The organism is Streptomyces sp. NPDC001678 (assembly GCF_042892945.1).
Lineage (GTDB): Bacteria > Actinomycetota > Actinomycetes > Streptomycetales > Streptomycetaceae > Streptomyces.
The window spans coordinates 133,446-159,858 of record NZ_JBIAUP010000010.1 but is presented as its reverse complement, the minus strand read 5'-3'; the positions used below and the strand labels follow the sequence as shown (position 1 = coordinate 159,858).

The window sequence follows — 26,413 nt, the reverse complement described above, 5'->3', positions numbered from 1 at the left end:
GTCAGCGGCGTCGTCCGGCGCCCTTGAGGGTGGCCCGCAGGTACTCGCGGTTCATCGTCGCGATCGACTGGAGGGGGATGCCCTTGGGGCAGGCCGTGGCGCACTCGCCGGTGTTGGTGCAGCCGCCGAAGCCCTGGTCGTCCATGGCGCCCACCATGTCCAGCACCCGGGACTCGCGCTCCGGGGCGCCCTGCGGGAGGACGTTCAGGTGCACCACCTTCGCCGATGTGAAGAGCATCGCCGAGCCATTGGGGCAGGCGGCCACACAGGCGCCGCAGCCGATGCACTCGGCGTGCTCGAAGGCCAGGTCGGCGACCGGCTTGGGCACCGGCGTGGCGTGGGCCTCGGGCGCGGAGCCGGTGGGTACGGAGACATAGCCGCCGGCGCCTATGACCCGGTCGAAGGCCGAGCGGTCGACGACCAGGTCCTTGACCACGGGGAAGGCGGCGGCCCGCCAGGGCTCGATGTCGACGGTGTCGCCGTCGGAGAAGTGCCGCATATGGAGCTGACAGGTGGTGGTGCGCTCCGGGCCGTGGGCCCGGCCGTTGATGACCATGCCACAGGCGCCGCAGATGCCCTCGCGGCAGTCGTGGTCGAAGGCCACGGGCTCGTCCCCGGCGAGGATCAGCTCCTCGTTGAGGTGGTCGAGCATCTCCAGGAAGGACATGTCCTCGCTGATGCCGCCGACCTCATAGGTGGTCATGGCCCCGGCGTCCTCGGGGGAGCGCTGGCGCCAGATGCGCAGGGTGAGGTTCACGCGTAACTCCGCTGGGTGGGGTGGACGTACTCGAAAAGAAGCTCTTCCTTGTGGAGCACGGGCGGGGTGCCCGTCCCCGTGAACTCCCAGGCCGCCGCGTAGGAGAACTCCTCGTCCGCGCGGGCCGCCTCGCCGTCGGCGGTCTGGCTCTCCTCGCGGAAGTGGCCGCCGCAGGACTCCGTGCGATGGAGGGCGTCGAGGCACATCAGCTCGGCGAGCTCCAGGTAGTCGACGATCCGGTTGGCCTTCTCCAGCGACTGGTTGAGCTCCTCGCCCGTCCCCGGCACCTTGATCCGGCGCCAGAACTCCTCGCGGAGCGCCGGGATGCGGTCCAGGGCCTTGCGCAGGCCGCTGTCGGTGCGGGCCATGCCGCACTCGTCCCACAGCAGTTCGCCCAGCTCACGGTGGAAGGAGTCGGGGGTGCGGTCGCCGTCGTTGGCGAGCAGCCGGCGCAGCCGGGCGGTCACGCCGTCGACGGCCTCCACGACCGCCGGGTGGTCCGTCGGCACCTCGTCGTGGGAATGGCGGGCCAGATAGTCGTTGATGGTGGAAGGGAGGACGAAATAGCCGTCGGCCAGGCCCTGCATCAGGGCGGAGGCACCCAGCCGGTTGGCGCCGTGGTCGGAGAAGTTGGCCTCGCCGATGGCGAAGAGGCCGGGCACGGTGGTCTGGAGGTCGTAGTCCACCCACAGTCCGCCCATCGTGTAGTGGATGGCCGGGTAGATCCGCATGGGGACCTCGTAGGGGTTCTCCGCCGTGATCCGCTCGTACATCTCGAAGAGGTTGCCGTACTTCGTCTCGACGGCCTCGCGGCCCATCCGCGCGATGGCGTCGGCGAAGTCGAGGTAGACGCCCTGGCCGCCCGGGCCGACCCCGCGTCCCTCGTCGCAGACGTTCTTCGCGGCACGGGAGGCGATGTCGCGGGGGACGAGATTGCCGAAGGAGGGATAGATCCGTTCCAGGTAGTAGTCGCGCTCGGATTCGGGGATTTCCCCGGGCGCCCTGGTGTCGCCCTTCGCCTTGGGCACCCAGATGCGGCCGTCGTTGCGCAGCGACTCGCTCATCAGCGTCAGCTTCGACTGGTGGTCGCCGGAGCGCGGGATGCAGGTCGGGTGGATCTGGGTGAAGCAGGGGTTGGCGAAGTACGCGCCGCGCCGGTGGGCACGCCAGACGGCGGTGGCGTTGGAGTTCTTGGCGTTGGTGGAGAGGTGGAAGACATTGCCGTAGCCGCCGCTGGCGAGGACCACCGCGTCGGCGAAGTAGGTGTCGATCCGGCCGGTGAGCAGGTCGCGGGCGATGATGCCGCGCGCCCGGCCGTCGACCACGATCAGGTCGAGCATCTCGGTGCGGGCGTGCATCTCGACGTTGCCGGTGGCGATCTGGCGGCTGAGCGCCTGGTACGCGCCGAGGAGGAGTTGCTGGCCGGTCTGGCCGCGGGCGTAGAAGGTGCGGGAGACCTGGACGCCGCCGAAGGAGCGGGTGTCCAGCAGCCCTCCGTACTCGCGGGCGAAGGGGACGCCCTGGGCCACGCACTGGTCGATGATCTCGACGGAGACCTGGGCGAGCCGGTGGACGTTGGACTCCCGGGCGCGGAAGTCGCCGCCCTTGACGGTGTCGTAGAAGAGGCGGTGGATGGAGTCGCCGTCGTTGCGGTAGTTCTTGGCGGCGTTGATGCCGCCCTGGGCGGCGATGGAGTGGGCGCGGCGCGGGGAGTCCTGGTAGCAGAACTGCACGACGCGATAGCCCTGTTCGGCGAGGGTGGCGCCCGCCGCGCCGCCCGCCAGGCCGGTGCCGACGACGATGACGGTCAGCTTGCGGCGGTTGGCCGGGTTCACCAGCTTCGCCGTGAAGCGGCGGCGGTCCCAGCGTTCGGCGATGGGGCCCTCGGGGGCCTTGGTGTCGGCGATCGGCTCGCCCGTGGCGTACTGCGCGTACTCGGTCATCCTCAGCTCACGACTCCTGTCAGAACACCGATCGGCACGGCGATGAAACCGCAGGTCAGCAGGGCGGCCAGGCCGTTGGCGAGGGTTTTGAGCAGCCGGTCGCGGCGGGCCGATCCCACACCCAGCGTCTGGGCCGCGCTCCAGAAGCCGTGCCGTATGTGGAGCCCGAGGGCGAGCATCGCGACGATGTAGAAGGCGGAGACGTACCACCGGTCGAAGGAGGCGACGAGGTTCTCGTACGTCCGCCCCTCCTGGGCGTTGGGGTTCACGGTGAGGGTGGTGAGGTCGAGGATGTGCCAGACGATGAACAGGCCGAGGATCACCCCGCCCCAGCGCATGGTCCGGGTCGCGTAGCTCGCGCGCCGTCGGTCGCCTCCCCGCCCGCGCCCCTGGTACTTCACCGGGCGCGCCGCGAGGTCCCGGCGGCTGAGCTGGTACGCGGCCACACCGTGGAGGACGACCGCGACGCTCAGCACCACCCGGGCCAGCCACAGGAACCACTTGTGGTGGAGGAACGGTTCACCGATGGTGCGGATCCAGGCCGCGTAGTGGTTGAACTCCCCGGCCCCGAAGAAGACCTTGAGATTGCCCAGCATATGGGCGACCAGATACGCCAGCATGATCACGCCGGTGACCGCCATGACCGCCTTCTTGCCGACGGTCGAGCGCCACACGGAGCCGATGAGGGACGGAGATGACGGAGGTTTCGCCGTCCGGGTCGCCAGTGCCATGCCGTCGACGCTAGGCCGGACGCCCTTGATGCGTCCAAGACATGATGGGGCTCGTTTCCATAGGCTCTTCCTATTTATCGTGGTGAGGTGCAACTCCAGCAGCTCCGCTACTTCGCCACGGTCGCCGAGGTCCGGCACTTCACCCGGGCCGCCGAGGCCCTCCACGTCGCCCAGCCCTCGCTGTCCCAGCAGATCAGGGCGCTGGAGCGGGAGCTGGGCGCCGAGCTCTTCCACCGCGCGCGGGGCAATATCGCCCTGACCGACGCCGGCGAGGCCCTCCTGCCGCTCGCCCGCCGGATCCTCGCCGACACCGAGACCGCCCACCGCGAGGTGCAGGAAGTGGCCCAGCTGAGGCGCGGCCGGGTCCGGCTCGGCGCACCGCCGAGCCTGTGCGCGAGCCTGGTGCCGGACGTGCTGCGCACGTACCACGCCCGGTTCCCCGGCATCGAACTGCACGTCGACGAGGGCGGCTCACGGGATCTGGTGCGCCGCCTGGCCGACGGCGGGCTCGACCTGGCCCTGATCATCACCCCGCTCGGCGTGGGCGCCCCCGCGCTGGAGACGACGGAGGTGCTGCGCGAGGACCTGGTGGTGGTGTCCGCGCCGGACGCGCCCGTGCCCACCCGCCGGAGCCGGATCCGGGTGGGCGAGCTGCGGGAGTTGCCGATGGTGATGTTCCGCAGCGGCTACGACCTGCGCGAGATCACCATTGCCGCCTGCCGGGCCGAGGGCTTCGAGCCGTCCTTCACCGTCGAGGGCGGCGAGATGGACGCCGTGCTCGGCTTCGTCCGGGCCGGGCTGGGCCTGGCCGTCGTCCCCGGCATGGTCGCCGCCCGCTCCGGACTGCGGGTCACCCCCTTCGAGGGCGACCGGATGCGGCGGACCGTTGCCGTCGCCCACCGCAAGGACGCCCCGCCGCCGCGCGCGGCCCGCGAACTGCGCCGGGTGCTGCTGGAACACCTGGAGGCCACGCCGGACGAGGACTGAGGACGAGGGCTATGCCAGCGCCTGCCCCAGTGCCACTCCCGCGAACGCCGCGCCCAGCCCGCACACCACGCTCGCGACCACGTTGAGCACCGCGTACCCCCGTGCCCCGTCCTCGGCCAGCCGCAGGGTCTCGTAGGAGAACGTGGAGTACGTCGTCAGCGCGCCGCACAGGCCCGTGCCCAGCAGCAGCCGCGTCGGCTCGTCCACCGCGCCCGTCAGCACGCCCAGCACCAGACAGCCCACGACGTTCACCGTGAACGTCCCCCAGGGGAACACCGAGTCGTGCCGGGCCTGCACGAAGCGGTCCGTGAGATAGCGCAGCGGTGCGCCGACCATGGCGCCGGCCACCACGAGAAGCCAGTTCACGCGGGCCGCTCCCCGTCACGGCCCCGGTAGGAGACGACCTCCACCCGGTCGAGGGTGACGAGGCCCTCGGCCACCAGCTCCGCCAGTTCCGGGAGGAAGGCCCGTACCCGCTCCTCCGTGTCCACGATCACCACCGCCACCGGCAGGTCCTCGCTCAGCGACAGCAGCCGGGCGGTGTGGACGCGGGAGGAGGCGCCGAAACCCTCGATGCCCCGGAACACGCTCGCGCCGGCCAGCCCGGCGGCGTGTGCCCGGTGGACGATCTCGGAGTACAGGGGCCGGTGGCCGTGGGTGTCGGACTCGCCCACGTACACGGTCAGCCGCAGCGCGCCGCCCTGAAGTCTCATCGTGCCCTCCGCGGGACGAACAGCCGTCGTGTCGCCTTCGCCGCCGCCCATACCGAGGCCAGCGCGATCAGCGGCGTGGCCACCAGATAGGCCAGCCCCTCGGCCGTCCGGCCGTCCGTGACCAGCCGCTGCACATCCACCGCGTAGGTGGAGAACGTCGTGAAACCGCCCAGCACGCCCGTGCCCAGGAACGGCCGGGTCAGCCGGTGGGGGGTGCCGAGCTCGGCGATCGTCACCAGCAGCACCCCGATCAGGGCACAGCCGACCGCGTTGATCAGCAGCGTCGTCCAGGGGAAGGCGGCCGGCGCGGTCGGCCACACCAGCCCCGCGGCGTACCGGGCCGCGGCCCCGAGGCCACCGCCGAGCGACACCGCGACGACGACCGGCCCCTGACCGGCGGAGGCGCGGCGCGGCGGCCGTGTCCCGCTTCCCGTCACCGTCTCCGGTGGTGCCGCGCCCGTGGTGCCCATCAGGCCAGGCTAGCTCAGGGCCGTGCCTCGGACCTGCCCGCGACCGCCGCCAGACACGCCTCCGCCCGGTCGGCGTCCATCAGCCACTCCTGGTAGTCGGCCGGGTCGGCGAAGCCGTTGACGTAGCGGTGGGCCAGCGCCGGGTGCCGGGCGGCCGCCACCAGCACGTCCTCGAAGTGCCGGGGGCGGGCCGCCTCCAGCACCAGGTTGGTGAACGCCGTGGTGTGCCGGGCGTGCTCCCACCAGCCCGCGAACGTCTCGTGCATCCACGCCCGGTCGAAGGGCCGCTCGCCCCGCTCCACGATCGACGTCAGATACCGGTCCGCGCAGCGCGCCGCGTTGTTGGAGCCCTGCCCGGTGATCGGGTCGTTGAGGACCACCGCGTCGGCCATGCCCAGGACGTACGAGCCCGGGGCGACCTCCGCGACCGGGTGGCGCACCACGGGCGTGAGGCTCCCGGTGAGGGCCGCCCCCGGATCCGTCGGCTCGGCGTGCGCGCACAGCTCGTACTCCCACGGCGCGTACGAGCGCAGCAGCTGCCAGGTGCGCTCCAGCGTCGCACCCGGACCGGAAACGTTTTGCCAGCAGTCGAACGGACCGCCCGGATGCCCCTCCCACAGCAGGATCACGCACGGCCCCGAGCCGGTGAGCGCGGGCAGCACGAAGAACTCCCCGGCCCCCGGGAACGCCGACAGCCGCAGGAACGACGGCGGAAGCTCCGGATCCGGCCGCACCCCGTGGACGTACACACAGGCCAGGACGCGCTGCGGCCGCTCGTACGGGCTGTGCCGCTCGTCCCGCCCGAAGACCTCCCCCAACGGGCCGTGCCCCGTGGCCAGCAGGGTCAGCTCATACCCGGCGGCCAGCTCCGGCAGCTCCTCGGCGGCGACCGACCGGTACTCCACCCGCCCCCCGCGCTCCTCGAACAACTCCAGCCACCGCGCCGTCTTCACCCGCTGGTCGACGGACTGGGCGGGCACATCCAGCCGGGCCCCCACGGCCCGCTCCGGCACCCGGACGCCCGGAGGATCGACGGGGCTGATGACCACACCGTCGATCGCCGGGGTCTGCTGGTCCCACAGATTCAGCCCCGCCCGCCGCTCCACGGCGAGGGCCGGACCGTACATCAGCTGGGTGGACAGCACCCGCCCGGCCCGGACCTCCTGGGGAGTCCGGGCCGCGAACACGGTCACGTCGTACCCCTGCTCCCGCAGTCCCAGGGCCAGCTGCAGGCCCGCCTGGCCCGCGCCGACAATCGCGATCCTGCGCATGGTTGCCTCCGAAAAAGCCGGATTCCCGTGGCCCGCCCCCGATGTAACAGGCCTCGGCGCGCCCTGTACAGACGGCACGCGAGGGCCGCGCCGACCGTCACCCGGTGTGCGACGGGCTCGCTGGTTGGCAGGAAACCGGCGCTTCCGCCGGGCCGGGCTGGGCAGTCTTCCGACCGGTCACCCTCCGCCACCGAGAGCGGAGCCGCCGCTCGTCAGGGGCGGTCGAAGGCCGCCACCGGTCCAGGGAGGCAGGGCACCACCATGACGAAACGCCCCCATTCACTGCCGCGCCCCGTGCCGCCCGGCTCGGTGCCGCCGCAGCTCCAGCGCGCGAAGATGCTCGACCGCGTCGAGGAACGGCTGCGCGGCCTGTTCGAGGAGGAGCACCGGCGACGGCGCACCTCCGACGCCCGCGGCGCCGAGCTCATCGAGTCCCTCGCCGAGCTGCTTGCGGCCGGCGGGGACCGGGCCCGGCCCGTCATCTTCCTCACCGGCTACCTCGCGGCCGGCGGCGACCCCGCGGACCGGACGGCCGACATCGCCGTCGACACCGCCGTCGCCCTCGAACTCCTCGACACCTCCACCCTCATCCGCGGCGACGTCCGCGACGACGCGCCCCTGCGCCGGGGCATCCCCACCTTGCACATCGGCCGGGCCGCCGAACACGAGCGCAACGGCTGGGCGGGCGAGTCCCGGCGCTTCGGCGAGTCCACGGCGACCCTCGCCGGCGACCTCGTCCTCGCCCACGCCGACCGGCTAGCGCTGGCGCTGCCCGGCGAGGCCCGGCGGATCTGGGACGAGCTGCGCGTGGAGCGGATCATGGGCTCGTACACACGGGAGGCCATGGCCGCCGAATATCTTGAGGATCCCTGGCCGGGGCGCTGTGTCTCCGGCTGCGACCGCGGCTGCACGGCGGGCTGGTACGCCCTGCGGCACCCGCTGCGCCTGGGCGCGGCGCTCGCGGGCCGGGCGGACCTGGGGCTCTCGTACGATGCGTACGCGCGCCCGCTGCACGCCGCGTGGCGGTTACGGGGCTTCCTCGACGGCGGCCCGGAGTACGGGTGGGACGCCCGGCTGCTGCGGGAGATCCTGCTCGACCCGGAGGAGCGGGACGTCGCCGAGCAGATGATCGAGGAGCTCGTCGACCACGCGTGCAGGAGCGCGGCGGGTCTGTCGCTGGCCACGGGCTGGCACGAGGAACTGGCGTCCTTCGCGGCCAGGGTGGCGGCACAGGACGACTGACGGTGCCGTCCACGGGATGGGGGCGGCGGTGTCGGCGGGATCGCCGGGGGCGGGTGGGCGAAACCCCGCGCCGAAGGCGCGGGGCACCCCGACGGCGGGGCGGCCGGCTAGACGCCGACCGCGATGGCCGTCACGACAAGACCGTCCCGCACGAGCCACCGGCCCTCGAACCCCGACAACCGCCCCCCGGTGGCCGCCCGGAGCGGCTCCGGAGTCAGAATCGTCGCCCTGAAGGTCTTTGCGTCCGCATCGACCTCGAGAATCGCGTCCTGAAAGTCCAGCCACTGCTTCGTCAGCGGAAACCAGGCCTTGTAGACGCTTTCCTTGGCGCTGAACACCAGCCGGTCCCAGCACACCTCGGGCCGCTCCGCGGCGAGCCGGGTCAGCCAGCCCCGTTCCTCGGGGCGCGTCACCAGTTCCCGGACCCCGCCGTTGGGCAGGGGCTCATGGGGTTCCGCGTCCAGTCCGATCGTCAGAATGTCGGTGGCGCGGGCCACCGCCGCCGCGCGATAGCCCGCGCAGTGCGTCATGCTGCCGATCACACCGGAGGGCCACTGGGGCGCGCCGCGCCGGCCGGGCACGATGGCGACGGGCGCGACGCCCAGCCTGCCCAGGGCCGTACGGGCGCAGTTCCGCACCGTGGTGAATTCCCGGCGTCGTTTCTCCACGGCCTTGGCGACCAGCGCCTCCTCCTCGGGGAAGAGCGCGGGCACATCGGCCGGATCGGCGAATGCCTCGGCCGTCTCGATCGGTAAAGGCAGCAGGGTCCCAATCATTTTCGCCCGTCATTCCCCTGGTCGAAGCGGCCGGAGTGTCTGTACGAAAGGAACCCTGCCAGCTCGGCATCCCATGGGGAAACCCCCATTTCTGTTGATCGGCCCACACCCCGGATCACCCGGACGCTTCATCGACGAAACCTTTGCGACCTCCAAACGTTGATCCGGGCTCCCGGCCGTCACCGACCGGGTGCTCGTCCGTACGACCAAGCAAAGGTGTCTCCCCATGTCACGTATCGCCAGGGCAGCAGTCGTCACCGCCGCCGTGGGCGCCACGCTCGCCGGTTTCACCGGCGCCGCTGTCGCCGACGCCGGAGCCAAGGGCGCAGCTGTCGGTTCCCCGGGTGTCGTCTCGGGCAACGTCATCCAGGTTCCGATCCACATCCCGATCAACCTCTGCGGCAACTCGATCGACATCGTCGGCCTGCTCAACGCGGCATCGGGCAACGTCTGCATCAACGGCTGACGTCCGTCCGGCGTGGCTGAACCGTGGCTCCGGGACCCTCCCCGGCCCGAAGCCACAAAGGGTGTGCAATTCCCCGAAGAGGGACCGGGCTCCCGGCCGAACGGGCCGGGAGCCCGTCCTGTACGACCAAGCGAAGGTGTTCTCTCCCCATGCCTCGAATCGTCAAGGTGGCGGCGCTGACCGCTGTCACGGGCGCGACGCTCGCCGGTTTCTCCGGCGGTGCGGCAGCCGACTCCGGAGCCCTCGGCGCGACCGCCGCCTCCCCGGGTGTCGTCTCGGGCAACGTCATCCAGGTCCCGATCCACGTCCCGATCAACCTGTGCGGCTTCCCGATCGACATCGTCGGCTTGCTGAACACGGCCTCCGGAAACGTCTGCGTCAGCGGGTGACGACCGCCATGCGCTGATCCAGGCTCCCGTTCAAGCAAGCCGGGAGTCCATCCTGTACAACCGAACGAAGGTGTTCTCTCTCATGTCACGAATCGTCAAGGCGGTCGCGCTGACCGCCGTCGCGGGTGCCACGCTCGTCGGCTTCGCCGGTGGCGCGGTCGCCGACTCCGGAGCCTTCGGCGCGGCTGCCGGCTCCCCGGGTGTCGTCTCGGGCAACGTCATCCAGGTTCCGATCCAGATCCCGATCAACCTCTGCGGCAACTCGATCGACATCGTCGGTCTGCTGAACCCGACGTTCGGCAACACGTGCATCAACAGCGACATTCACCCCGTCATGCACCACGAGGAATTCGAGGAGCACGAGCACCACGAGCACCGCGGTCACTGATCGTTGGCTCCGGGGCGCTCTCCGTCCCGGAGCCCGTAGTCGTACGCCCTGGCGTCCCCGGCCGTCGGCCGGGGACGCCAGGCGCGTTTCCCGTCCTGTGGGCCAGGGGCGTTCGAACGTAGGATCCTGCCCACGACCGCGGTGGGCCAGGGGGGACGCATGGGCGACGACATCCGGAACGCCATCGAGGGCGGGACGTACCAGGGCCCGGTGATGCAGGGGCGGGACCTCCAGTACCACCAGCACCATCACCACCACACCGCCGTGAAGGCGCGGGCACCCCGTCAGCTGGCCCCGGAACCGGACGTGTTCGTCGACCGCGACCCGTACTTCGCCGAGCTCGAACGCGCCGCCGCCGGCCGCGCCGCGCGGAGCACGCCGCTGATCGTGGCGTTCACCGGCCTCGGCGGCATGGGGAAGACGGCCACCGCCCTGCGCTGGCTGCACCGGTTGCGCCGGCACTTCCCCGGCGGCCAGCTCCAGGCCGACATGAGCCCGCACGGCCACCTGGCGCCGCTCGACCCGTACTCCGTACTCCAGGGTTTCGTCCAGGAACTGGGGACGCGGGCGGACGAGAGACCGGCCGGGCAGGCCGCGCTGGAGGCCCACTACCGCTCGCTGACGGCACGCAGGCCGCTGCTGGTCCTGCTGGACGACGTGGTGAACGTCGGCCAGGTGCGGCCGCTGCTGCCCGCGCACCCCGGCAGCGTGGTCGTCGTCACCAGCCGTATGCCGCTGACCGCGCTGAAGGCCCGTCACCCGAGCATGCTCAGCCTGACACTGGGCAGCCTCGACAGGAAGGCCAGCGCCGAGCTGTTCCGCGCCGTGGCCGGTGAGGAGGCAGTCCCGGGCGCGACCGCCCTGGAGAGCGTGCTCGCCGCCTGCGGCGGCTATCCGCTCGCCGTACGGATCGCCGCGGCGCGCGCGGGCGAGCTGTACGGCTTCGGTGAGGACCCCGCCGAGCTGGCCCGTGAACTCGGCGATCACCGGACCCGCCTGGAGGCGCTCGAAGTGGACGACCTCTCCGTCCCCCAGGTGCTGGGCGCCGTCCACCTGTCCCTGGCCGACGGCCCGGCCGCGCTCTACCGGGCGCTCGGCGCGCACCCGACGCCGGAGTTCTCCCGCGACCTGGTGCGCCGGCTGGCCGGGAACGACACCGACGCGCGCACGCTCGTGAGGGAACGGGTCCTGGAACCGGCCGGGGAGGGGCGGGTGCGCATGCACCGGCTCGTCCACGACCACGCGCGGTCCGTGGGCACGGCGGCGGACGAACCGGCTGTGGACCGTCTGCTGGAGTGGTACCTGCGACGGGCGGCGGCCGTGGAGCGGCTGGTCTCCGACCGCTGGCGGTACGGTCCGGTGTTCGCCGAGCCCGAGGGTGACTCCCATTTCGCGGACGCCGGCGAGGCCCTGGACGCCTTCGAACCCGACCGCGCCAACGCGGTGGCGGCGACGAGGCTGGCCCACGATCTGGGCCGGTACGCCATGGCGTGGCAACTGGCCGAGGCACTGCGCGGGTTCTTCTTCCGGCGCAAGTACCACCGGGACTGGATCGAGGTGTGCGAGCTGGGCCTGAAGGCCGCCGGGGCGTGCGGGGACGACCTGGCGCTGGCCCGTACGCACTACGAGCTGGCCTTCGCCCACGCCGACCGGGGCGACGCGACCGATGCCGGGACCGCCGGCCGCCACTACCGGGAAGCGCTGCGGCTGGCGTCCGCCGCCGAGCACGCCCGCACGGCGTCCTCGGCCCTGGAGGGCCTCGGCCTGCTCGCGCTCCGAGAGGGCGCGGCGGAGGAGGCGGCGGAGCACTTCCGGCAGGCGTTCCGGGCCCTGGACGGCCTCGACCACCCGCGCGGCCGGGCGCTCCTCACCTTCCACCTGGGCCGCGCCCACGCCGCCGGGCACCGCCACCAGGAGGCGGCCGACCTGCTGCTGCGCGCCCGCCGGATGTTCGCGGAACTCCCGGGCCGCCCCGACCGCTTCAACGAGGCCAAGTCCCTCTGGCACCACGCCAGGGCCCGCCTCAGGGCCGACCGCCCGGACGAGGCCCTGCCCGGCCTGGACGAGGCCGTCACCCTGATCGCGGACTGCGGCGCCCCCAAGGAGCAAGCCGACATACTGCTCGACCGAGGCGACCTCCTGGCGACCCAGGGAAGGCGAGCGGAGGCGGAGACGGACTGGCGGGCAGCACTGACCCTGTACGAACAGGCAGGCAGCACGCAGGTGGAAAAGGCAAGGGAACGCCTGGCATAACCCGTTTGTGGGCAATTGTTCCGCAGGGCTGGGGGCACCTCCCAGCGGTAGCTGGGGGAGGGTGGGCACAAACCGACCCACCGGCAGGCACCCGAACGGGGTTCCGGGGCGAAGCCCCGGGAAACGGGAAGGGGCGGGACAGGGGCAAACTCACCCCACCACGCGCAGCACCCCCTCCGCACCCCCGACCCGCACCGAAACGGTCAACTCCGCATCAGCATCCGCCGCAACCACGTAAAGCACCGAAGCCGCCACCCCCAGATCCAGCGCCGCACCCCCCTCCCACCACCCCCGCAACATCCCCCCGTCCCGCGTGACCGCGACGCACCCCGCCGCACCGTCCCGCTCGGGAAACGCCACCAGCCAGCACCCCCCGTGCTCGGCAAACACGCGCTCTGCCGCCGCGCGGTACGTCTCGCGCGGCCCGGGCGCCCTGGCCAGGACAACATCCGCCGCACCGGTCCACCGGCCGTCGGGCTCGCCCTCCGCCACCACCAGGTGGGGATCGGTCAGATGCCCGGTCACCGCCCCCTGGAGCGCGGCGACATAGCGGCGCAGGACGAGCGTCCCGTCCGGCCCCTGCCGAACGTCGGCGTCGACGAACATGGGCGGCGGCACCGGCCCGTACCGCTCCGCGGGGAGCGGCAGCGGCAGGGTGACGGGCCGGGGGACGGCGGGCGAGTCCGGCTCGTCGAGCTCCATGCGCTCGTAGTAGAGGCGGCGCAGCAGTCCGGCCGCCCGCATGGGGCGGGAGGTGACGAGGCCGCCGATCGCGGCGAGCCGCTCGTCGCCGGCCTGGGCAGCGGCCGCGCGGCGCAGCTGGAGCCCGAGCGGTACGTCCGGCGCCACGCGCGGCAGCGCCGCGCCCAGCCGGGCCATGGGCGAACCGGCCGCCACCACCTCGTCGCCGAAGGCGCCCAGCAGGCCGGGCACACCGAGCGCGGCGGCGTAGAGGGTCAGCGATCCGTGGTCACCGATGAAGGCGTCGGCCGCGACCAGCGCCGCCTTCCAGGTGTCGGTCTCGGGCGCGGGCAGGAGGAGCCCGGCCCGCAGGTACGGCGCCAGCCAGGCGCGGAGCTGCCAGCCGCCGTGGCCGTACCAGACGTTGGGGTGGACGGCGGCGAGGACGCGGTACTCGTCGTGCGGCAGCTCGGCCAGGGCCCGGCGGACGAGGTCCATGTTCGCGCCGAGGAGGGAGCGCGGCCCCCAGGTGGAGGTGAGGACGAGCAGCTTCCGGCCGGGTGTCAGGCCGAGGGCGGCGCGGTACTCCGAGCGGAAGGGGAGGCCGGCGCGGAGGTCGTCCATGCACGGGTCGCCGGCGACGACGGAGATGGGCACGGCCTCGGGGCAGCCGCGGCGGAGGCGGTCACGCTGCTCGTCGTGGGAGAGGACGATCGCGGAGGGGATCAGCTTCCCGTCGTGAGTGAGCCATTCCGCATCCAGCCCGAACGCTTCCGGCTTCCGGCTTCCGGCTCCCGGCTCCCGGCTCCCGGCTCCCGGCTCCCGGCGCAAGTTTTTATTGTATCCAGCGCCGTGCGGCGCACCTACAAGTGGTGCGTTGATCTTATGGAGTTCGCCGCCCCGGCTGCTGCTCACCGCGAGGTCGAATTTCTCCCGCTTCGCTTCCTCCCAGGATATCCAAGGGAGTTGGCGCGCGGTCATGAATTCCCGCGTTCCGTTCTCGAACGCCGAGGATCCCGTGCAGGTGAACACCACATGCACCCGGCTGTCGCCCTCGAAGGGCGCGAGCAGGTCCAACAGCCGTGTCGCGGAGGTGATGTTGTGGATGACGCCCAGCACCGTGCGCTCCGGCTCGGCGGTGGTCCACTGCCTCGCGTCGTCCCGCAGCAGGATGTGCGACGGTCGCGACGAACCCCGTGAGGAACCCCGCGACGGCCCCGCGTACGGCATCGGAAGCCTCCTTGTCGATCAGGCGCGTACAGGGCGCGCTCGGCATCCGGCCGACGATACCTCGCTCCCGGGCGCCGGTTCCGCAGCGCAGTACGATCATTACTTTGCGTATATATGCATGTTTCGGGGGAGTAGGTGGTAAGAGGGGGTGGGGGCATGGCGGCTGGGGGATCGGCATCGACCAGGGCCCAGGAGGCCCGGCGGCACGAGCGTGAGCTCCGGGAACAGCTGAGGGCCGCGCAGCGGGAGGCCCGGCGGTGGGAGGCGGCGAGCGAGGGCGAGCGCAAGGTCGCCGCCCAGCTGCTGATGCTCACCGAGCGGGGCTGGCGGCTGCTCGTGGACCGGCGCTGGCCGGGGACGCGGACGGCCAATGTGGACATGCTGCTGATCGGGCCCGGCGGCGTGTTCGTCATCGACGTCAAGAACTGGCGGGCCGCCCCGGAGACCGCCGACGGGCATCTCGTCGCCGCCCGGCAGCGGCGCGACGGCGAGATAGGCAAGCTGCTGGCCGTGACCCGGCTCGCCGAGGCGGCCGTGGCGGAGCTCGGCATGTCGCCCGTGGCGGTCCGGCCGGTCGTGGTCTTCGCCGGCCGCTCGTTCAGCGGCGAGCTGGGCCGGGTGCGGCTGCTCGGGGAGCGCGAGGTGGGGCCGGCGCTGCTGGCGGAGCGGGCCCGGCTCGCCCCGGCCCGGGTGGGGGAGGTCGCCTGCCATCTGGCGCGGGTCTTCCCGGCGTACGAGGGCTCGTCCGTTCCCGCCGAACGCTCCGGCGCGCGCTCGGCGGAGCACGCACCCCAGGAACACACCCCCCAGGAACACGCACCCCAGGAACCGGCCGACGCGCTGTTCGACGTCGAGGGCCTGCGGGACGCGGCTGTCGAGGCCGCCCGCCGGGGCCCGGTCGAGCAGTGGATGACCTTCCTCCACCCCGCCCAGGTCGCACTGGTGCGGCGCAACTGGTCGGGCCCGGCCCGGGTCAGCGGCCCGGCGGGCACGGGGAAGACCGCCGTGGCCCTGCACCGCGCCGCACTCCTCGCGCAGCGCACGACCGGACGCGTGCTGTACGTGACGTTCGCCAGCAATCTGCCGCGGGTCCAGGCCACTTTCCTCAAGACGATGTCCCCGGCCGTCGCCGACCGGGTCGAATTCCGCAGCCTGCATTCCTGGTCGCTGAAATTCCTCGAAGAGCGCGGAATTCCCCACCGGCTGCACGGTGAAGGCGCGCTGACGGCGTTCAACCGGGCCTGGATACACCGCGGCCGCGACAGTCTGCTCGGCGCTCTCGACCCGTCGCCGCGCTATTGGCACGAGGAGGTCGACTGCGTCATCAAGGGCCGGGGCATCACCCGCTTCGAGGAGTACGCCACGCTCAGGCGCCACCGCCGCCGCACCAACCTCCGCCGCCCCCACCGCGAGGCGGTCTGGGCGCTGTACGAGGAGTACGAGCGGGTGCGCGCCGAGCGGGGCGTGCACGACTTCAACGACATCCTCGGCCTCGCCCTGGCCGAGGCCCGCGCCCGGCCCGGACGTTCGCCGTACGCGGCCGTCATCGCCGACGAGGTCCAGGACCTCACGCTCGTCGGGGTGCGGCTGCTGCACGCCCTCGTCGGTGACGCGCCCAACGGCCTGCTGCTGGTCGGCGACGGCCAGCAGGCCGTCTACCCCGGCGGCTTCCGCCTCTCCGACGCCGGGATCGACGTGCGTGGCGACCGCGGCCAGGTCCTGCGCGTCAACTACCGCAACGCCAAGGAGATCCTGGACGCGGCCCTCGCCGTCGTCGCCGAGGACGCCTTCGACGACATCGACGGCACCCGGCTGGCCGGCCTGCGCGACGTGGACCTCACCTACCGGGGCGGCCAGGTCACCCGTGCCGTCCTGCGGACCCCCGCCGAGCTCGACGAGGCCCTGCTCGCCGCCCTGCGCGGCCGCGGCGAGGCCGGCTGGCCCGACTCGGCGGTCCTGTGCCCCACCCGGCGCGAGACCGAGCACTACCAGAGGCTGCTCGCCCGGGCGGGGATCCCGCAGTGCCCCCTGGAGCGCTACGACGGCCGGCCCGTGCCCGGGGTGAAGGTCGGCGGCTACCGCCGCGCCAAGGGGCTGGAGTTCAAACACGTCTACCTGCCGGGTCACACCACGGTCGGCGCCCCCGGGACGGACGCCCCCGGGCCGGACGAGGACGGCATCGCGCTCGAACGCGAGGAGCTCCGGCGCGCCCAGCTGTTCGTCGCCATGACCCGGGCCAGGGACACGCTGTGGCTGGGCTCGGTCGAAGCCGTGGCGAACGGGGTGACCCGGGCGAACCCGGTGTCGCTGCCTGCCCGATTGTGATCTTCTCGTGGTCGTCGGTACGGGCTAGCGTGCGGGGAGACCACCCGTACCGAAACCTGGAGCACAGCTCGTGGACGACTCCCGCTCGGCCATACGCGCCGCACGCCTCTTCGACGGTGAACGGGCCCACAGCGGCCCGGTGCTGGTCCTGGTCGAGAACGGCCTGATCACCGATGTCGACCTCACCGGCGCCAACCCGCCGGAGGGAGTGCCGCTCACGGACCTCGGGGACGCCACGCTGCTGCCGGGCCTGATCGACGCCCACAGCCATCTGGCCTTCGAGGCGGGAGGCGCGACCGAGCACCAGATGTGCCACGACGACGACGTCGCCGTGCTCGCCCGGATGCGCGAGCACGCGACCCGGGCCCTGCGGGCCGGGATCACCACGATCCGGGACCTGGGCGACCGGGGCTATCTGTCGCTGCGGCTGCGCGAGGAGTTCGGTGACGGGACCGCTGGGGGAGTGGCGGGCCCCCGGATCGTCGCGGCCGGCCCGCCCCTGACCCGTACCGGCGGCCACTGCTGGTACCTGGGTGGCGAGGCGGACGGGACGGACGAGGCGGTCGCCGCCGTCGCCGACCGGGCCGGGCACGGCACGGACCTCGTCAAGATCATGGCGACGGGCGGGATGTCCACGACCGGCTCGAACCCCGGCGGCTCCCAGTACACCCTGGCCGAGCTGCGGGCCGTCACCGAGGCCGCGCACGGCCGGGGGCTGCCCGTCGTCGCCCACGCCCACGCGGCGGCGGGCATCGCCGACGCCGTGGCGGCCGGGGCCGACGGCATCGAGCACTGCACGTTCATGACCCCGCAGGGGGTGCGCCTCGACCCCGCGACGGTCGACGCGATGGCCGCCGCCGGCACCTTCGTCGGCTGCACGGTCGTCAAGCCCCGTGCGGGCATGCCCGACGAGGTGCTGCGGACCATCGAGCCCTACTGGGAGAACCAGGCGTACATGCACCGCCGGGGCGTGCGGGTCGTCTGCTGCACCGACGCGGGCATCAACGCGCACAAGCCGCACGACGTGCTCCCCGCGGACCTCGTGTACTTCGCCTCGCAGGTCGCCACGAACACCGAGGCCCTGACGTCGGTCACCTCGCTCGCCGCCGCGTCCTGCGGGCTGGCGGACCGCAAGGGCCGCGTCGCCCCCGGCCACGACGCCGACCTGCTCGCGGTGGCCGGGAACCCCGTGCACGACCTCGGCGCGCTCTCCCGCGTCCGCGCGGTCCACCGCGCGGGACGGCAGGTCGCCGGCGCCCTGCCGACGGAGGTCGGCGCGTCCTGAGCCGACACGCCGTCAGGAGCCGGTGGCCACCGCTGACGGCGCCTCGGGCCGGAAGCCGTCGGCGAAGGAGCCGACCGTACGGGAGCGCAGCGCCCGGTGCAGCCGCAGCATCCGGCGGATCTCGCGGTGCACGGTCGACCTGTCGGCGAGGACCTCCGGCAGCAGGTCCTTGTCGAGCTCCTTGTGGTAGAGCTTCTCCGCTCCGGCCGCCGCCTCCCGCCGGGTCACCTCGATCCAGCAGGCGGTGGCCGCCAGCCGCTGCCGCTGGACGAGGCGCGACTGCCCCGGGCCACCGGAGTACGGCGGGGCGCCCGTCGCCTCCCCGGCCTCGTAGAGGAGCTCCGGCGAAGCCCAGCCGTCGTGGAGGAACGTGATGCTGTCGTGGATCTCGATGACCCGCTGGTGCAGCCGCTCCCAGGCGCTGTCGAACGCCAGCAGGTCCGCCCTCCGCGACGGGGGCGGCACCACGGTGAGTTCGGGCGTCGCGCGCCGCAGCAGCAGCCACAGCCCGTACAGCCGCTGCCGGCGGTACCAGTACAGGGACACCTGCCGCAGCGGCTCCAGCGCGGCCAGCGAGCACCCGAGGGCGACGAGGACGAACCGCGCGAAGGAGCACCAGAATCCGGCCAGCGCGAGTGCCGCCGGGGCCTCCGTGAACCACCGGATGCCGCGGATCGCCAGATAGGGCACCTCCGCGCTGGTGCCCACGGCGAGCGCCAGCACACTGACGCGCAGCACCGGGCTGCGCATCGCGACACCGTGCCGCCAGAAGACCGCGGCCGCCCCCACCGCCGTGATCAGCCCGTACGCGATCCACACCACCGCGTACCCGGCCCACCAGCCGTGCGCCCGCGCCCCGAACCGGTCGGGCGGGGCGGTGACGGCGAAGAAGACGAAGGCGAGCGCCGCCATCGAGGCCGCGCAGACCACCGGCGCCCGGCGCAGCCACGCGGGGACGGTGCGCCCCGCCGCGTCCAGCGCCACCGCGAGCCACCACACGAACGCGAAGTCCGTGAGGGCCACCAGCGCGACGGCGAGCTCTCCGGCCTTGGGCACGCCGGTGACCTCGTCGACCCAGCTGCCCACCTCCGCCTGGATGACCAGCGAGCCGGTCGCCAGCACCGCCAGCGCGAGCCACACCGGCCGCTGAGGCGGCCGGCGCAGCGCGGGTATTCGCAGGACCAGCACGGTCCACGCGATCAGGAGGATGACCCCCCGCAGCGTCTCGACCCACGCGGGAACGTTATGCACGGCCGGCTCCGAGAAGGCTCTCCGCCTGCCGCTCCACCGCGCTGATGCCCTTGGGCCGCATCTGCCCGGCGATCTTCAGCACCAGCGAGGCGAACGTCTCCGCCAGCTCCTCCTCGGCGTCGCTGCACGACTTGCCCTTGGCCCGCCGCCCGTCCGTGCCCGACCCCGACCCCGATCCCGACGCCGGACCGCTCAACACCTCCTGGAGCGCGGTCCCGTGACCCGCGAGCATGTGGCAGATCTCGTGCAGCACGATGTGGTCGCGGTAGTAGCCGGTGGCGGACGAGCGGATGATGATGTGGTCGGTCGCGCCGTCGTCGTACCACATGCCGAACGGCAGGGCCGGCAGGTCGGCGGAGTGGAGCTTCAGGGCCCTTCCCCGGGCCCGCCCCAGCGACTGGCAGAGCTCTTCGACGTCCCATGGCTGGGGCAGTTCGGGAAGCCGGGTGACGAGCTTCCCGGCCATGGCCCGCACGTGCTTATTGGCCACGACGTACCCCCTCCCTCGCGATCGCGGGCACCGTCGGCTCACCCCTCCCCGACCAGGTGCTGCGCTGTCCCCTCGCCGCCACGCGTCATTGCCCCGCTCCCCTTTGTTCACGACTGCTCACGACAACCGGAAGACGGCCCCCCCCAAGCCCCCTGAAACGGGGTCGAGTGTACAGACCGGCGGGCATGCCGACCGGGCCCTGTGGAGAACGGGCAGAGGTGGGGGGAGGAGGGGGGAAGAGGGGGGAGAAGAAACGTCCCGACTGGACGAAGAGCGCCCCCGGCAGGACTCGAACCTGCGGCCAAGTGCTTAGAAGGCACCTGCTCTATCCACTGAGCTACGGGGGCCGGTGTGTACGGCGGTCGCGGACGGCTGAAGCCCCGGGCTCGGTGGTGCCGTGACCTTGCCGGGGACAAGGATAGGGCTCCGCGTACCTCGTCCCGGTTGCTTCACCTCCGTGACACGTTGTGGAGGTTCGGTGAAGCGGTCCTGATAATCGCAGGCAGGTGCGATTTTCGCATCGTTTTTGACGCTGTTGGTACCGGGTGTTGTGTACTCGTTATGCCTGGGCCACATACGCCACGCCTCGCGCGCCATGGCCTATATGTTTCAAAATCACCCCAGAATTGGGCATTCTGCACGTGTGGCGACCTTGGACGTACGGCCCCGACTGCTTGACGCGCTGTCCGCACTGCGTGACCGCGTGGACGCCGCACGCTTCCCGCTCCCCCTCCCCGGCGCCGCCCGCGCCCGCCGTAACCGCGCCGAGCTCCTCGCGCAGCTCGACGACTACTTGGTGCCCCGCCTGTGCGCCCCCGAAGCGCCGTTGCTGGCGGTGGTCGGGGGGTCCACGGGGGCCGGCAAGTCCACCCTGGTCAACTCGCTGGTGGGGCGGAGGGTCACTGAGGCGGGGGTGTTGCGGCCGACAACCCGTACGCCAGTACTGGTCTGCCACCCGGACGACCACCACTGGTTCGCCGGGCCCCGGGTGCTGCCCAGGCTCCAGCGGATCTGGGTGCCCGCGCAGGACGGCGCGTCCGGGGCGTTCGAGGCGGAGGCGGCGGACGAGGACGCCGCGGCCGCCGCGGAACCGGAACCGGCCGAGGACGGGCCGCCCGCCCTGCGGATCGAGACCGACCGCGCCCTGCCGCGCGGGCTGGCGCTGCTGGACGCGCCCGACATCGATTCCCTCGTCGCCGGCAACAGGGAGATCGCCGCCTCCCTGATCTGCGCGGCCGACATCTGGGTGCTCGTCACCACCGCTAAGCGGTACGCCGACGCGGTGCCCTGGCACCTGCTGCGCACGGCCAAGGAGTACGACGTCACCCTCGTCACCGTGCTGGACCGGGTGCCGCACCAGGTGGCCGTCGAGGTGTCCCGGCAGTACGACGCGCTGCTGGAGAACGCGGGCCTGGGCGACGTCCCCCGCTTCACCATCCCCGAACTGCCCGAATCCGCCGACGGCAACGGCCTGCTGCCCGCCACCGCCGTCGCCGGGCTGCGTACCTGGCTCGCCCAGCGCGCCGAGGACCCGGCGGCCCGGCTGGTCGCGACAGCGCGCACCGCGCGCGGAGTGCTCTCCTCGCTGGGATCCCGGCTGCCGGGACTGGCCGGCGCCTCGGCCGTCCAGCACGCGGTGGCCGTACGGACCCTCCAGCGCGTCGAGGACGCGTACGGGCGGGCGGTCGAGCGGGTGCGACGGGAGATCGCGGCGGGGGAGGCACTGGCCGGGGACGCCCTCACCCACTGGCGCGGCTATCCCCACGACAGCACCCCGGACGAACTGCTGACCGCGCTGACCGGTTCCGTCGTCGCGCTGCTGAGCTGCGCCGCCGACGCCGCGGACGAGGAGATCGCCGCGGCCTGCGCCGAGGACCCGGCGGCGGCCGCGACCCTCGCGCCCGCCGACCCCGACGGCGCGCGGGCCAGGATCGGTGTGGCCGTACGCCGTTGGCGGCGCTGCCTGGAGGAGATCGCCGAGGAGGAGGTCCGCGCCGCCGAGCGCGACCGGGGGACCGAGAGCGAACGGACCGCCGCGCTCCTCGCGGCGGAACTGCTGGGCGGCCGCCGGGCGGGCCGGGCCGGCGACAAGCTGGCCGGGACGTTCGGCGCCCAGCGCGCGCTGCGCCTGCGCGACCGCGGGGCCGAGCTGCTGACCCGCTGTCTGGAACAGGTCCTCGACTCCGAACGGGACCGCAGGGCGGCACCCCTGGAGGCCCTGGAGATGACCCCCGATCACCAGGTCGAGCTCATCGCCGCGCTGTCCCTGCTGCAGAAGGAGAGGTGACCGCCATGACCCCCGACGTACCTCCGGGCACCGCCCCGGACGCGGCCCCGGGCACCGCCACCGGCGCGGCCCCGGACCCGGCTCCCGGCCCGGCCCCCGGCTCCGCTCCCGGGAGCGGAGGGGACGGGCGGGGCGGCGGCAACGCCGGCGAGCGCTACTGGTACGACGGCGTGATCGCACGCCGCGTACGCCCCGAGCCCGCCCCGCGCCCCGGGCGTACGACCCCGCCCGTGGACCCGACCTTCTCTCCCGTACCCCGCGTCGCCGCGCCCCCCTCGCCCGTCGGCCTGGCCCTGCGGCCGCGGCTGGACGCCCTGCGCGAGCTGGTCGGGCTGTCGCGGGCGCGGCTGGACCGGCGCACGCTCGCCGAGGCGAGCCGGGTGCTGGAGGAGGCCGCCGCCCGCCACCGCCACTCCCTGGACCTGACGGTGGTCGCCATCGCCGGGGCGACCGGAAGCGGGAAGTCCACCCTGTTCAACGCCCTGGCCCGGGCCCAGCTCTCGGAGGCCGGGGTGCGCCGGCCGACCACCGCGCTGCCCGTCTCCTGCGCCTGGAGCGACCGCGCGGAGGGGCTGCTGGACCGGCTGGGCATCCCGGCCCGCACCCGCCGTACGCCCGTACGCCCCTACGACCCGGCGCTCGGCGGGCTCGTCCTGCTCGACCTGCCGGACCACGACTCGGCGGCCACCGGGCACCGGGAGCAGGTGGACCGGCTGCTGGCGCTGGTGGACGCGGTGATCTGGGTGGTGGACCCGGAGAAGTACGCGGACGCCGTGCTGCACGAGCGCTACCTGCGGCCGCTGGCCGGGTACGCGGAGGTGACATTCGTCGTGCTCAACCAGGTCGACCGGCTCTCCGCCGACGCCGCGGACCAGGTCCTGGACGACCTGCGGCGGCTGCTGGACGAGGACGGGCTGGCGCTCGGCGAGTACGGCGAGCCCGGCGCGGCGGTCATGGCCCTGTCGGCGCTGACCGGGGCCGGCGTGGGCGAACTGCGCGAGGCGCTGGGCGCGTTCGTCGCCCGCCGCAACGCCGCCGAACTGCGGCTGACGGCGGACGTGGACGGCGTGTCGGCGCGGCTGCGCCCGGCGTATGTGACGGACGTACGGCCGGGGCTGACGGAACGGGCGCGGCAGGAGTTCGAGGACCGGCTGGCGGAGGCGGTGGGCGCCCAGGCGGCCGGCCTGGCGGCGGAGCGGGCCTGGCGCCGGGACGCCGAGCGGGCGTGCGGGACGACGTGGACGCGGCTGCGCTACGGCTACGAGCGGTGCAAGGGGTTCCTGGGGCTGGGCTCCGGCGGCCGGTCGGCGCTCGCCGGCGACGGCCACGACACCGGCGGCCGGGACACGGGCGGGCTCGCGGGCGGCGCGTCCGCGCCGCGCCGGACGGCGTCCCGGCCGCTGGTCGAGCAGGCGGTGCGCACGCTGGCGTACGAGGCCTCCGCCGGGCTGCCCGGGCCCTGGGCGCAGGCGGTCCGCGAGGCGGCGGGCCGGGGCGCGGAGGGCCTCGCGGAGGCGCTGGACGGGGTGGCCGCCGCCTCGGCCACGGCCCTGGTGCCGGGCACCCGGCGCGCGGGCGGACCGCCTCCGGGCGGCGTGGCGGGCGCGGACGGCGGCCGGACGGGTGTGTGGCCCACGGACGCGGACGCGGGCCCCGGGCGTACGCGCGGGGGCGCGGGGGCGCGGGTGGTACGGCCCCGGTGGTGGGCGGCGGTCGCGGCGGGGCAGGGCGCGCTGTCGGCATTTCAACTGATGGGGCTGGCGTGGCTGGTGGGGGCGTTCATGGGCGAGTTCGGCGGGCCGTGGTGGGTGCCGGTGGTGCTGATGTCCGGCGGCGGCGTGGGCGGTCCGGTGCTGGCGTGGTGCGGACGGCTGGCGGCGCGGGGGCCGGCGCGGGGGTACGGGCTGGAGACGGAGCACCGGCTGCGGAGCGCGGCGGCGGGCTGCGGGCGGGCCCGGGTGCTGGAGCCGGTGGCGGCGGAGCTGCTGCGGTACCGGGAGGTGCGGGCGCAGTTCGTCATCGCGGCGGGGGACAACTGACATCGCGGTGTCACCCCTGTGAGTGGCGGGGTTTTCCCCATCCGAGGGGTTGTCCACAGCCCTGAGCGGGCTCGGCCGATCACGGCCACCATGGACGCACGGCCCGACGGGGGTCATGAGCGACGGGGGAGGCGTTCAGGGTGAACGAGACACTGGTGACGGTCGTGGGCAACGTGGCCTCGCAGCCCGACTACCGGGAGGCGGCCAACGGCGCGGCGGTCTCGCGCTTCCGGCTGGCGGCGACGGTGCGTCGCTGGGACCGGCAGCGGGAGGAGTGGGCGGACGCCTATACGAGCTTCTACACGGTGTGGGCGTGGCGGACGCTCGCGGCGAACGTGGTGGGCTCGGTGTCGGTCGGCGAACCGCTCATCGTGCAGGGAAAGTTGCGCGTCCAGGATCAGGAGCGCGAGGGAAAGCGCTGGTTCTCGGCGGATATTGACGCCGTGTCCATCGGCCACGACCTCACACGCGGTACGTCTGCGTTCCGCAGAGTGTCACCGGCCAGGCCGCTGCCGATCGAGCCGGTGCGGATGGTGGCCGGGGGCGGCGCCGGGGCGCCCCTCGCCGAGGCCGCGGAAGCGACGGCAACGGCCGTGGCACCCCTCTGAAATGCGGCGTTTGTACCGGCGATTTATCGATAATCCCGGACCGGAAACCTTGCGGTGGTAACGATTCCGATTCGGAACCGCCATCCGAAGGTATGTGCGACTTCCAAGTGATCACCGCTCCCTAAGATCCCCTCCATAGCAACGGGGGCTGCTGAGTTTTGAGTTGCCCTGCGGGGTGCGTCCGCGATGACCCGGAGCCGGTCTCGCGTGAACCGCGCCGCGCCCGAAAGGAAATCCATGAACTCTGTCACGAGACGGGGCGCCGCCCGTCTTGCCGCGGTGGTGCTGACGACCGGGCTGGCCGTCGCCGGCACGGCCGCCACCGCGGGCGCCGCGGCCGCGGACGAGGCGCCGCGGAGCCAGGGCGGCGTATCCGCCACGCTCGGCCGGATCACGGCCGGCGGCCCGGCCGTCCTGCGCGAGGGCCAGGGCCGCAGCGTCCTGGCCGGCCTCTTCGAGATGAAGGTCGACGGCGGCGGAACGCTCCAGACCTACTGCGTCGACATCCGCACCAGCACCGTCGACGGCGCGAAGTACCGGGAGACCGGCTGGCGCGAGTCGTCCCTGCACGCCAACAAGAACGCGGGAAGGATCCGCTGGATCCTGGAGCACTCCTACCCGCAGGTCAACGATCTCAGCGCGCTCGCCAAGGCCTCCGGCGCCGACACCCTCGACGCCAACACCGCCGCCGCGGGCACCCAGGTCGCCATCTGGCGCTACTCGGACGGCGTCGGCGTGGACGCCGGGAACGCCGCGGCCCAGAAGCTCGCCGACTACCTCTACAAGAGCGCGGAGGACACCGAGGAGCCCAAGGCGTCCCTGACGCTCACCCCGCCGGCGGTCTCCGGCAAGGCCGGCGGGCGCGTCGGGCCGGTCACGGTCCGCACCGACGCGGGCAGCGTCACCGTCACCCCCTCCACCGACGCCGCCGGCAAGGGTGTGAAGATCGTCGACAAGGACGGCAAGCCGGTCACCACCACGACCAACGGCACCGAGCTCTACTTCGACGTCCCCGCCGGCACCCCCGACGGCTCCACCACGCTCAGGGCCACGGCCAGCACCAAGGTCCCGGTCGGCCGGGTCTTCGTCGGCGACCACACCAAGACGCAGACCCTGATCCTGGCCGGCTCCAGCGAGAGCACCGTGTCCGCCGGCGCCACGGCGAGCTGGGCCGCCAAGGGCGCGATACCCGCGGTCAGCGCCCAGGTGAACTGCGCCGGGGGCGGTGTGGAGATCACCGCGGTGAACAAGGGCGACCAGCCCTGGACCTTCGACCTGGACGGCAGGAAGCACACCGTCGCGCCCGGCGGCACCGACACCGCGCTGGTGCCGGTCGGCGAGGACCAGCCCTACAAGATCACCGTCACCGGCCCCAACGGTTTCTCGAAGACGTTCTCCGGCATCCTCGACTGCAGGACGGCGACGCCCGTCACCACCGTGAGCGGCCCCGGCAGGCCCACGGCCTCGCCGAGCCCCACCCCGGCGAAGAGCTCCGGCGGCCACGGCGGCGCCGGTGGCCACGGCTCCGCGGGCTCCGTCGGCGGCGACCTCGCCGGCACCGGCGGCAGCACCGCCACGCCCAAGATCGCGGGCCTGGCCATCGTCCTCATCGTGGCCGGCGGCGGCGCCGTCTTCCTCCTCCGCAGGAAGGAGCCGTCCGGCCGGTAGCACGGCCCGGCCCACGACGGCCGGTGACCGAAGGGTTCCCCTCGGTCACCGGCACGTCGCCCACAACGCGTTTCCGCCCAGGGCTTCCCGTACGGCAAGATGGGGTGTATCTGCCCTCACGCGGCGGAGCCGCACATTGGCCCCTCTCGATTGCCGGACGGTT

At 73.2% G+C, this 26,413-nt stretch carries 23 protein-coding genes and 1 tRNA gene; 12 read left to right on the top strand and 12 right to left on the bottom strand.

Annotated elements, in window-relative coordinates; all coding sequences use genetic code 11:
* Position 1: 1 nt before the first annotated feature.
* The 3 genes from ACFYZR_RS21690 to ACFYZR_RS21680 are packed head-to-tail and all read right to left on the bottom strand — an operon-like array spanning position 2 to position 3,431.
* Positions 2-757: a succinate dehydrogenase/fumarate reductase iron-sulfur subunit gene (locus ACFYZR_RS21690; RefSeq protein ID WP_391912647.1), complete on the bottom strand. Its 756-nt coding sequence runs from the start codon at positions 755-757 to the stop codon at positions 2-4.
* Positions 754-2,700, bottom strand: coding sequence for a fumarate reductase/succinate dehydrogenase flavoprotein subunit (locus ACFYZR_RS21685; RefSeq protein ID WP_391912645.1), 1,947 nt, complete (start codon positions 2,698-2,700; stop codon positions 754-756). The genes ACFYZR_RS21690 and ACFYZR_RS21685 overlap by 4 nt, the downstream gene beginning before the upstream one ends.
* 2 nt (positions 2,701-2,702) lie before the next feature.
* Positions 2,703-3,431: a succinate dehydrogenase cytochrome b subunit gene (locus ACFYZR_RS21680; RefSeq protein ID WP_391912643.1), complete on the bottom strand. Its 729-nt coding sequence runs from the start codon at positions 3,429-3,431 to the stop codon at positions 2,703-2,705.
* An 87-nt stretch (positions 3,432-3,518) separates the two neighbouring features.
* On the opposite strand from ACFYZR_RS21680, the gene ACFYZR_RS21675 reads away from it, so the two are divergent.
* The gene (locus tag ACFYZR_RS21675) at positions 3,519-4,418 is read left to right on the top strand and encodes a LysR family transcriptional regulator (protein ID WP_391912641.1); all 900 of its coding nucleotides are present in this window, start codon (positions 3,519-3,521) and stop codon (positions 4,416-4,418) included.
* A gap of 9 nt (positions 4,419-4,427) precedes the next feature.
* Here the strand turns inward: ACFYZR_RS21675 and crcB (ACFYZR_RS21670) are convergent, their stop codons facing one another.
* The 4 genes from crcB (ACFYZR_RS21670) to ACFYZR_RS21655 are packed head-to-tail and all read right to left on the bottom strand — an operon-like array spanning position 4,428 to position 6,872.
* On the bottom strand, positions 4,428-4,784 hold the full coding sequence (gene crcB, locus ACFYZR_RS21670; RefSeq protein WP_391912639.1) for a fluoride efflux transporter CrcB: 357 nt from the start codon (positions 4,782-4,784) through the stop codon (positions 4,428-4,430).
* Positions 4,781-5,131 (bottom strand): DUF190 domain-containing protein, encoded by a 351-nt coding sequence (locus ACFYZR_RS21665; protein WP_391912637.1) that lies wholly within the window; start codon positions 5,129-5,131, stop codon positions 4,781-4,783. Before ACFYZR_RS21665 ends, crcB (ACFYZR_RS21670) begins: the two co-directional genes overlap by 4 nt.
* Positions 5,128-5,601: a fluoride efflux transporter CrcB gene (gene crcB, locus ACFYZR_RS21660; RefSeq protein ID WP_391912635.1), complete on the bottom strand. Its 474-nt coding sequence runs from the start codon at positions 5,599-5,601 to the stop codon at positions 5,128-5,130. Before crcB (ACFYZR_RS21660) ends, ACFYZR_RS21665 begins: the two co-directional genes overlap by 4 nt.
* 14 nt (positions 5,602-5,615) lie before the next feature.
* Positions 5,616-6,872 carry a styrene monooxygenase/indole monooxygenase family protein gene (locus tag ACFYZR_RS21655; protein WP_391912633.1) on the bottom strand — a complete coding sequence of 419 codons (1,257 nt, stop codon included), beginning with the start codon at positions 6,870-6,872 and terminating at the stop codon, positions 5,616-5,618.
* Between the two features lie 261 nt (positions 6,873-7,133).
* Between ACFYZR_RS21655 and ACFYZR_RS21650 the strand changes: the two genes are divergently transcribed.
* A complete protein-coding gene (locus ACFYZR_RS21650) occupies positions 7,134-8,114 on the top strand; it encodes a polyprenyl synthetase family protein (RefSeq protein ID WP_391912631.1) in 981 nt (326 codons plus the stop codon).
* A 107-nt stretch (positions 8,115-8,221) separates the two neighbouring features.
* On the opposite strand, the gene ACFYZR_RS21645 is transcribed toward ACFYZR_RS21650, so the two are convergent.
* A complete protein-coding gene (locus ACFYZR_RS21645; RefSeq protein ID WP_391912629.1) occupies positions 8,222-8,890 on the bottom strand; it encodes a 4'-phosphopantetheinyl transferase in 669 nt (222 codons plus the stop codon).
* A gap of 226 nt (positions 8,891-9,116) precedes the next feature.
* Between ACFYZR_RS21645 and ACFYZR_RS21640 the strand changes: the two genes are divergently transcribed.
* From ACFYZR_RS21640 to ACFYZR_RS21625, 4 genes are all read left to right on the top strand, one after another.
* Positions 9,117-9,356, top strand: coding sequence for a chaplin (locus ACFYZR_RS21640; protein WP_391912627.1), 240 nt, complete (start codon positions 9,117-9,119; stop codon positions 9,354-9,356).
* A 149-nt stretch (positions 9,357-9,505) separates the two neighbouring features.
* On the top strand, positions 9,506-9,745 hold the full coding sequence (locus ACFYZR_RS21635) for a chaplin (protein WP_391912625.1): 240 nt from the start codon (positions 9,506-9,508) through the stop codon (positions 9,743-9,745).
* A gap of 82 nt (positions 9,746-9,827) precedes the next feature.
* On the top strand, positions 9,828-10,133 hold the full coding sequence (locus ACFYZR_RS21630) for a chaplin (protein ID WP_391912623.1): 306 nt from the start codon (positions 9,828-9,830) through the stop codon (positions 10,131-10,133).
* 159 nt (positions 10,134-10,292) lie between these two features.
* On the top strand, positions 10,293-12,386 hold the full coding sequence (locus ACFYZR_RS21625) for an NB-ARC domain-containing protein (RefSeq protein WP_391912621.1): 2,094 nt from the start codon (positions 10,293-10,295) through the stop codon (positions 12,384-12,386).
* 150 nt (positions 12,387-12,536) lie between these two features.
* On the opposite strand, the gene ACFYZR_RS21620 is transcribed toward ACFYZR_RS21625, so the two are convergent.
* Complete coding sequence (locus ACFYZR_RS21620) at positions 12,537-14,297, bottom strand: hypothetical protein (RefSeq protein WP_391912619.1); 1,761 nt, start codon at positions 14,295-14,297, stop codon at positions 12,537-12,539.
* Positions 14,298-14,453: 156 nt separating this feature from the next.
* Here ACFYZR_RS21620 and ACFYZR_RS21615 point away from each other — a divergent pair, with 156 nt between their 5' ends.
* Both ACFYZR_RS21615 and ACFYZR_RS21610 read left to right on the top strand, forming a co-directional pair.
* Positions 14,454-16,622: a UvrD-helicase domain-containing protein gene (locus ACFYZR_RS21615; RefSeq protein ID WP_391912617.1), complete on the top strand. Its 2,169-nt coding sequence runs from the start codon at positions 14,454-14,456 to the stop codon at positions 16,620-16,622.
* 70 nt (positions 16,623-16,692) lie between these two features.
* Positions 16,693-17,907, top strand: a complete 1,215-nt coding sequence (locus ACFYZR_RS21610) for an amidohydrolase family protein (RefSeq protein WP_391912616.1) — start codon at positions 16,693-16,695, stop codon at positions 17,905-17,907.
* A gap of 12 nt (positions 17,908-17,919) precedes the next feature.
* On the opposite strand, the gene ACFYZR_RS21605 is transcribed toward ACFYZR_RS21610, so the two are convergent.
* The 3 genes from ACFYZR_RS21605 to ACFYZR_RS21595 form a co-directional block, all read right to left on the bottom strand.
* On the bottom strand, positions 17,920-19,158 hold the full coding sequence (locus ACFYZR_RS21605; RefSeq protein ID WP_391912614.1) for a DUF6545 domain-containing protein: 1,239 nt from the start codon (positions 19,156-19,158) through the stop codon (positions 17,920-17,922).
* The gene (locus ACFYZR_RS21600) at positions 19,151-19,648 is read right to left on the bottom strand and encodes a hypothetical protein (RefSeq protein ID WP_391912612.1); all 498 of its coding nucleotides are present in this window, start codon (positions 19,646-19,648) and stop codon (positions 19,151-19,153) included. The genes ACFYZR_RS21605 and ACFYZR_RS21600 overlap by 8 nt, the downstream gene beginning before the upstream one ends.
* A gap of 274 nt (positions 19,649-19,922) precedes the next feature.
* Positions 19,923-19,995 (bottom strand) — tRNA-Arg (locus tag ACFYZR_RS21595).
* Between the two features lie 305 nt (positions 19,996-20,300).
* Here ACFYZR_RS21595 and ACFYZR_RS21590 point away from each other — a divergent pair.
* From ACFYZR_RS21590 to ACFYZR_RS21575, 4 genes are all read left to right on the top strand, one after another.
* Complete coding sequence (locus ACFYZR_RS21590; protein ID WP_391912910.1) at positions 20,301-21,935, top strand: dynamin family protein; 1,635 nt, start codon at positions 20,301-20,303, stop codon at positions 21,933-21,935.
* Positions 21,936-21,940: 5 nt separating this feature from the next.
* Positions 21,941-23,974 carry a GTPase gene (locus ACFYZR_RS21585; protein WP_391912610.1) on the top strand — a complete coding sequence of 678 codons (2,034 nt, stop codon included), beginning with the start codon at positions 21,941-21,943 and terminating at the stop codon, positions 23,972-23,974.
* Between the two features lie 140 nt (positions 23,975-24,114).
* On the top strand, positions 24,115-24,582 hold the full coding sequence (locus tag ACFYZR_RS21580; protein WP_391912608.1) for a single-stranded DNA-binding protein: 468 nt from the start codon (positions 24,115-24,117) through the stop codon (positions 24,580-24,582).
* Between the two features lie 237 nt (positions 24,583-24,819).
* Positions 24,820-26,250 (top strand): Cys-Gln thioester bond-forming surface protein, encoded by a 1,431-nt coding sequence (locus ACFYZR_RS21575; protein ID WP_391912606.1) that lies wholly within the window; start codon positions 24,820-24,822, stop codon positions 26,248-26,250.
* Positions 26,251-26,413 lie beyond the last annotated feature (163 nt).